The sequence below is a fragment of the Sulfurovum sp. bin170 genome, assembly GCF_010892395.1.
Taxonomy (GTDB): Bacteria; Campylobacterota; Campylobacteria; order Campylobacterales; family Sulfurovaceae; genus UBA1140.
Genome location: NZ_JAACKB010000376.1, coordinates 1 through 4,039 on the forward strand (window position 1 = coordinate 1; position 4,039 = coordinate 4,039).

At 35.8% G+C, this 4,039-nt stretch carries 2 protein-coding genes; both read left to right on the forward strand.

All coding sequences use genetic code 11. From position 1 onward, the window contains the following. The first annotated feature begins 151 nt into the window (after window positions 1-151). Window positions 152-2,617 (forward strand): replicative DNA helicase, encoded by a 2,466-nt coding sequence (dnaB, locus tag GSY74_RS08940; RefSeq protein ID WP_164664763.1) that lies wholly within the window; start codon window positions 152-154, stop codon window positions 2,615-2,617. Between the two features lie 3 nt (window positions 2,618-2,620). After that, window positions 2,621-3,883 (forward strand): ComEC/Rec2 family competence protein, encoded by a 1,263-nt coding sequence (locus GSY74_RS08945; RefSeq protein WP_164664762.1) that lies wholly within the window; start codon window positions 2,621-2,623, stop codon window positions 3,881-3,883. Window positions 3,884-4,039: the final 156 nt, after the last annotated feature.

The following is a 4,039-nucleotide window of genomic DNA, read 5'->3' on the forward strand; positions in this document are numbered from 1 at the left end:
ATAAATATAGAAAATCATATTATTATGATAATGTGATGATTAGAGATCTGATAGTCGATGGATATACTATACCATATCTAATAGATGAAGAGAATAGTGAAATACTGGTATTAGATATTTTCAAATGGGAAGATAGATAATGAGTGAAAATATGTACAACCTAAATATAGAGAGAGCTGTACTATCTGCCATTATCTTCGACCCACAAATCTTTGAAGAGATAGCCTCAAAACTACAATCTCATGATTTCTATCTCCCTTTTCATCAACACCTTTTTAGAGCTATGGAGGAGCTTTCAAGAGAGGACAAACCGATTGATGAGGAGTTTCTAAAATCAAAACTGAATAGTACTAAAAACTATGATGAGGTTGCTCTGCTTGATGTATTGGCATCCAATCCTATCTCCAATACAGATGCCTATTTGGGTGAGATAAAGTCTCGTTCATCCAAAAGAGCTTTGGCTACTTTGGCAACGACTATTAAAAAAGTAACGATAGAGGATGACCTTCCTGTTGATGAGGTGATGAATCTAGTCGAGAAGAAGCTTTATGAGATTACACAGAACTCTACTAGTGAGGATTTTAGGGAGTCCAAAGAGATTACTTTAGCTGTGTTGGAGGAGATGAATCGTCTTAAGGCTTTGGGAAACTCTAAACTGCTTGGTGTTGATACGGGATTTAGAAACTTAAATGATAGAACTAGTGGATTTGGGAAAGGAGATTTGATTATTATTGCGGCTCGACCTGCGATGGGGAAATGTGTTGGGAAAGGTACAAAGGTATTAATGTACTCTGGAGAGCTTAAAAATGTAGAGGATATTGAGGTGGGGGAACAGCTTATGGGAGATGATTCAAACCCTAGAAATGTGCTTTCTCTAGCTCGTGGGCGTGAAGAGATGTATTGGGTTCGTCAAAATAAGGGGATAGATTATCGTGTGAACCGTTCTCATATTTTGTCGCTTAAGCGTTCTCGTAATGATAATAAGCATAAACATGGAGATATTCTAAATATTGAGGTTTCAGATTATATAAAAAAATCAGATAAATTTAGAAGTAATTATAAAGGTTATAAAGTTGCTGTTGAATTTTCTGAAAAGAAGCTAGAGATAGAGCCTTATTTTTTAGGTATATGGCTAGGAGATGGCACTAGTTCAAATGTTGCTATTGCTACAGAAGATTTTGAAGTTGTTGAATATTTGAAAAAGTATGCAGATAGATTATCTTTACAGTTAACTTCTCATTTTCCAAAAGATAAATGTCCTATGCACTCAATAACAAAGGGATATAGAGGAGTTGCGTTTGATAAAGATACCTCTTTACAAAAAAAGCTAAGAGGTTGTAATCTTTTAAAGAATAAACATATTCCTCAAAATTATCTCATTAATAGTCGAGAAAATCGTTTAGAACTTTTAGCAGGATTGATAGATAGTGATGGTTATTATGATGATAAATACCATGTTATGGAGATTACACAAAAGTCAAAACTTTTATCAGAGCAGATTAAATTTTTAGCTGATAGTTTAGGTTTTCGTTGCTCTTTCAAATCAAAGATAGCTAGAATAAAAAGTATAGGTTATGAGTGTAAAGTTTATCGTGTGCGTATAGTTGGTCATCTTAATACTATTCCTACAAAAATAGCAAGGAAACAAGCTCGTCCTCTTATTTCTAAACGAGAACATCAACATACAGGCATAAAAGTTGAGTATGATAAAATAGATGATTATTATGGTTTTGAGATTGATGGTAATAAGTTATTTCTTCTTGAAGATATGACGGTTACACATAATACATCTTTGGTGTTAAACATGACCCAAAAAGCCATTGAACGAGGGGAGGGCATCGCTTTTTTCTCACTAGAGATGCCAGCAGAACAGTTAATGCTTCGGCTTCTCTCCACAGAGACCTCTATTCCTCTACAAAAGCTAAGAGTTGGTGATTTAAATGATGAAGAGTGGTCTAGGTTAAGTGGAGCAACGGATAGGATGGCTACAAGGAAACTCTTTGTGGATGATGGTGGATATGCAACTATTCATCATATACGGAGTAAGCTTAGGAAATTAAAATCACAACATCCTGAAATCTCTATGGCAGTTATTGATTATTTGCAGTTGATGAGTGGTGATAACAAAGAGGGACGACAGCAGGTTATTTCGGAAATTTCTAGGGGATTGAAGCAACTTGCTCGTGAGTTACAGATACCTATCGTTGCTCTTTCACAGCTCAATCGTGGGGTTGAGAGTCGGGATAATAAGCGACCGATGCTCTCTGACCTTCGTGAAAGTGGCAGTATCGAACAAGACGCGGATATAGTAATGTTCGTCTATCGTGATGATGTCTACCGTGAAGCAGCTGAAAAAGAGAGAGAGATGAAAGCAAAATCAGAGGGTAAAGAGTATGAAAATAAGTTTGAAAACAAGCCTGAAGAGGATGCTGAACTGATTATTGGAAAGCAGAGAAATGGACCAACAGGTACGGTTAAATTGGTATTTCAGAAGAGGTTTACCCGTTTTGTGGATGCCCAACTGGGTAGCAATAGCTCGTTTGAGGTGGTCTATGAGGATGAGAATATGGATATGAGTACTCAAGCCAATATCAATATAGATTTACCGATGATTTAATATATGTTAGAGAAACCAAAACTTTTTTTGACAGCAAAAGAGTTTTGGTTGGTTGTTGCTATTTTTTTAGTTACTCTTGCTGTTCGTCTCTCTTTTTTTTATGATGAATATCAAGATTTTATATCAAAGCCATTTTACTTTACTCAGGTGGAAGTTCTACAGCAGTATGAGAAAGAGAAAAAGGGTAAAACTTATACCATACTTCGTGTCTATAGTTCAGAGTTGGATTTGAACTTTTTTACGAGAACTTACAGAAAAGAGAATTTTATAGATAAACGCATTCGTCTGAAACTTTTTCCCTACCAAGAGATGCGTTTTGTTGAATATCTAGGAACTTCATTTATATCATCAAGAATCAATGCAGTATCAGATAAGTCTGATAGTTTTAAATCTTCTGTTTTGAGTACGATAGAGTCTCAACATAGCGAACCGATAATAGTTAGTTTCTATCAAGCAATATTTTTGGCTACACCTCTACAAAAGAAGCTCCGAGACCAAGTTTCAACACTTGGGATTAGTCATCTTATCGCTTTGAGTGGGTTACATTTGGCGATACTTTCAGGAGTTCTATTTTTTCTCCTTAGACCACTATATCGTATATTTCAGCAACGCTATTTCCCCTATCGTTTTGATTTGATAGATGTTGGATTTTTGGTCTTGGTGATTTTGGGTTGGTATGTTTGGTTTGTTGATTCACCTGCATCACTATTGCGTTCTTATGCTATGATGGTTGTTGGGTGGAGTGTTTTAGTATTGGGGATTGAGCTGTTATCTTTTAGTTTTTTGGCTACGATAGTGATGGTACTGCTTCTACTATTCCCCAAGATGTTGGTATCTTTGGCCTTTTGGTTCTCTGTCTCTGGAGTTTTTTATATCTTTTTGCTTCTAAAGAGATTTTCAGATGTCAATAAGTTTTTGATGACTCTCATTATCTCGTTTGGCATATTTATTTTGATGTTGCCTATTGTGCATATGATATTTCCTATGACCAGCACTCTTCAGCTATACTCTCCTCTTCTATCTTTGGGGTTTAGCTTTTTTTATCCGATTAGTATCTTTTTTCATACGGTTGGTATGGGGGGCGTGTTTGATGGATTGTTATTAAAACTTTTTACTTTAGAGAGTCAAGTGGTGGATGTGAAGCTCGATATGGTTTTTGGAGTAGGGTATCTACTCTTATCTATAGGTGCGATATATTATACGAGACTATTTTATCTACTACTTTTAGTAGCTTTTGGCTTTATGGGATGGATTTTTTTGCTATAATAAGCTAACTAATAAACACCTTGTAAAACTAGGAAACGAAAACTTTAGTTTCGTCTATTTCGGGGCTAAAGCCCAATGCCAATGAATTAAGCTTTTTTTGAACCAAATAGTTCGGGTGTAAACACGCCGATTCCGAAAATGCAGATTGCATATACG